Raw genomic sequence first — 3,347 nt, 5'->3', positions numbered from 1 at the left:
CATCACCCTCAATTTCGAGACGTTCCGTGGCGGCGCACCCGCCTACGCGCCAACGCCGTTGTGGGCGCGCCTCGTGTCGAGCTGGGTGAGGCATTGCGAGAGAGCCACACCCCGACCGCAACGCCGACGCTGACGCCGACCCCCGACCGCGAATGCGACCGCGACCCCGTGCCCGACCCTGCACCCGCAGCCAGTGGCGCTCGCAGGAGCGCCGAAGCACCGCCGCGCCGAGCCAGCCGCCGATATGGGGGCGACGCTCGCTCCAGTCGAGACAGGTCCGACAGAGCGGCCGCCGGCTGTTGCCGGCGGAGGAAAGCGAGATGCCGAATTCCGCGAGAAGCGCCTCTCCCTTGTCGGTCACCATGCCGGCATAGCCGTCGAAGACGACCGCGCCTGATTTCACCATCGAATCGGCGATACCGACCGCGATCGTGCCGGCCATGTGATCATAGCAGGTGCGCGCCAGCCTGAGCGCCGCATCGCGCGGGCCCGTGGGGCGGTAGCGCACCGGACCGATGGCCGAGAGCAGGCTCAGTTGCTCCAGCGTCTCCGCAACCTCCGCCGAGGCCAGGCGGAAATAGCGATGCCTGCCCTGCTTTTCGACAGCAACAAGTTGGCCGTCGACAAGCTTTGCCAGATGATTGCTCGCCGTCTGTGCCGATACGCCAGCGCATTCGGCAAGCTCGCCGGCCGTCAGCGCCCTGCCGCCCATGAGGGCCGCCAGGATATTGGCGCGCGAGACATCGCCGATGAGCGCGGCGACGGCGGCGAGCGTATTTCCCGAAACCATGTTTGTCATGACGCTCAATCTACCACTGCAACGCCTCGCCGTCAGCGTCCGACGTTTCGCCCGCGATCGAAGCATCACGGTCCCCGATCGGGCTATCTCCTTCACCGCCAACCGAAGGAGAGCCCCATGAACGAGACCGTGATTTCCCGCCACGGCACCCTTTTCGTACGCGCCGCAAAACTGGTTCGACACGCGACGAAGACCATCTTCGTTCGCTGGCCGCAGCGGCGCAGGCAGCGGCTGCAACTCCTCGAACTGACCGAAGAGCGGCTGCGCGACATCGGCATCGAGCCGCACCAGGCGCGGCAGGAGGCAAGCCGCCCGTTCTGGGACTAGATATCATCGGGCGGTTAATCTGAACCGCCCGATGATCCATCTCTTTGTTTGGGCGCATCGGGTTATCGAAAAACCGGTAACCACTTTTTCGCCCGATGCCCTAGCCGCGTCCGCTCTTCAGAAACGCCTCGAAGGCGGCCAGCGTCTCGTCTGAAACGTGATGCTCTATGCCCTCGGCGTCGAGCTCGGCCGCCTCCCGCGGCACGCCGACAGCCAGCAGCAGATCAAGCACCAGCACATGGCGCGCGCGGGCCTTCTCGGCCATGGCCTCGCCGGCCTCCGTCAGGAAGACCCCGCGATAGGGACGCGAGGTGGCGAGCCCCTCCCGCTTCAGCCGGGAAACGGCTTTCGCCGCGGTCGGATGGGCAATGCCCATGGCTCTGGCGATATCCACCAGCCGCGCCTCGCCGTGCTCCTCGGTCAGATCCGCGATCAGCTCGGTATAGTCCTCCAGAAGCGCGGAGGCGCGTTCCGAGCGGGCCTTGGAGAATCGATCCGCCTGGTTGTCTGCGCCGTCGCCGTGCATGTCCATTGCGCCTTTCTCCGGTCCATCCTGTTCGCCTTAGCAGTAAGCGCATTGATGTGGCGGAATCAAGTCCGCTTACACTTTAAAGCCAAGGCTAAACTTTTGCACGCAGAGCCCAGAACGGTTCCGCCTTTCATGGAAGCGCGGAGCCGTTCTGTCTATTTGTTTTGACGCATTCTCGCGGTCGTCGGATGGTTCCGTCCGACTGCGAGATGCCCGAGCCGGAACCAAAGCCGTTCGAAACAGCCTTCTGATATAACGCCAATTGACAAAAATGTAGCCTTGGCTATATCTAGAACGATTACAAATCTCCCTTGTGCCAATTCGAAAATGTCAGACCCTCAATCCAGACGCCCCTCGCTGAGTGATCGCACCAACACGGCGATCGAACAGGCCATGGCTTCCGGCCGCATCAAGCCGCGCTCCGCGCTGCTTTTCGTCGGTCCGGCGGTCATCGCATCGATCGCCTATGTCGATCCCGGCAATTACGCAACGAACATCCAGGCGGGCGCAGGCTATGGCTATACGCTGTTGTGGGTTGTGCTGTTCGCAAATCTGATCGCCATGCTGTTCCAGGGCCTGTCCGCCAAGCTCGGCATCGTCACCGGCCGCAATCTGGCGGAAGTCTGCCGCGACGAATTCTCGAAACCTGTCGTCATCCTGATGTGGATCGTCAGCGAGATCGCGGCAATGGCGACCGACCTTGCCGAGTTCCTCGGCGGGGCCATCGGCCTTGCGCTGCTGTTCAACATGCCGCTGATGGCGGGCATGGGGGTCACGGCGATCGTCACCTACGGCATCCTGCTGTTCGAGCGGCGCGGCTTTCGGCCGATGGAGCTGATCATCGGCGCGCTGATCGGCGTGATCAGCCTTTGCTACATCGTCGAACTGTTCATCGCGCCCATCGCCTGGGGCGAGGCCGCCTTCCACCTGGTCAGGCCCGAAATCCCCGACGCCACGGCGCTGGCGATTGCCGTCGGCATCATCGGCGCGACGGTGATGCCGCATGCCGTCTTCCTGCATTCCGGCCTCACCCAGCACCGCGTCAAGGTTGGCAACGAGGCCGACCGCCGCCGTGTGCTGCGCTTTTCCAATACCGAGGTGGTGCTGGCGCTCGCCGTTGCCGGCGTGGTGAACATGGCGATGGTGATGATGGCGGCAAGCGCCTTCCACAAGGGCCACAGCGAAGTGGCCGAGATCGAGACCGCCTACCACATGCTGACGCCGCTTCTCGGCGGGATGGCGGCCAGCGCTTTCCTGATCTCGCTGATCGCCTCGGGCATCTCCAGTTCGGTCGTCGGCACCATGGCGGGGCAGATGATCATGCAGGGCTTTGTCGGCTTCCGCATACCGATCTGGCTGCGCCGGCTGATCACCATGGCGCCGGCTTTCATCGTCGTCGCGCTCGGCGTCAACGCCACGCAGGCGCTGGTCGTCAGCCAGATCATCCTGTCGATCGCCTTGCCCGTGCCGATGATCTCGCTGGTGATCTTCACCCGCAACCGGGCAATCATGGGCGATTATGCCAATGGCCGGCTGATCTGCGCGCTTGCGATCCTCGGCGCGCTCGCCGTGCTCTCGCTCAACATCGTGCTGCTGGCGCAAACCTTCGGCGTGCCGATTCCGGGGCTTGCGGCAGGCTAGATGTGGAGCCTCAAGAGGTTGTCTCGGTTCATGCCGAGTCGACTGATCGGT

General features: G+C 63.9%; 4 protein-coding genes. 2 read left to right on the top strand and 2 right to left on the bottom strand.

Going from position 1 to position 3,347, the window contains the following annotated elements; genetic code table 11:
* Nucleotides 1-799: ArsR/SmtB family transcription factor (locus tag AC5DC2_RS21575; protein WP_491699969.1), on the bottom strand; the 799-nt coding region annotated here is incomplete at its 3' end.
* A gap of 117 nt (nt 800-916) precedes the next feature.
* On the opposite strand from AC5DC2_RS21575, the gene AC5DC2_RS21570 reads away from it, so the two are divergent.
* Nucleotides 917-1,126: a DUF1127 domain-containing protein gene (locus AC5DC2_RS21570; protein WP_024707942.1), complete on the top strand. Its 210-nt coding sequence runs from the start codon at nt 917-919 to the stop codon at nt 1,124-1,126.
* A gap of 100 nt (nt 1,127-1,226) precedes the next feature.
* Here the strand turns inward: AC5DC2_RS21570 and mntR are convergent, their stop codons facing one another.
* Nucleotides 1,227-1,658 (bottom strand): manganese-binding transcriptional regulator MntR, encoded by a 432-nt coding sequence (mntR, locus tag AC5DC2_RS21565; RefSeq protein ID WP_024707943.1) that lies wholly within the window; start codon nt 1,656-1,658, stop codon nt 1,227-1,229.
* 324 nt (nt 1,659-1,982) lie between these two features.
* On the opposite strand from mntR, the gene AC5DC2_RS21560 reads away from it, so the two are divergent.
* Nucleotides 1,983-3,296, top strand: a complete 1,314-nt coding sequence (locus AC5DC2_RS21560) for an Nramp family divalent metal transporter (RefSeq protein ID WP_491699968.1) — start codon at nt 1,983-1,985, stop codon at nt 3,294-3,296.
* Nucleotides 3,297-3,347: the final 51 nt, after the last annotated feature.

Source organism: Martelella sp., assembly GCF_984369615.1.
The sequence above is the reverse complement of the archived record's forward strand: the minus strand, read 5'-3'. Positions and strand labels throughout refer to the sequence as shown.

Coding starts and splice junctions, on each gene's coding strand:
- AC5DC2_RS21570 (WP_024707942.1), top strand. CDS start 917: ATGAACGAGACCGTGATTTCCCGCCACGGCACCCTTTTCGTACGCGCC.
- mntR (WP_024707943.1), bottom strand. CDS start 1,658: ATGGACATGCACGGCGACGGCGCAGACAACCAGGCGGATCGATTCTCC.
- AC5DC2_RS21560 (WP_491699968.1), top strand. CDS start 1,983: ATGTCAGACCCTCAATCCAGACGCCCCTCGCTGAGTGATCGCACCAAC.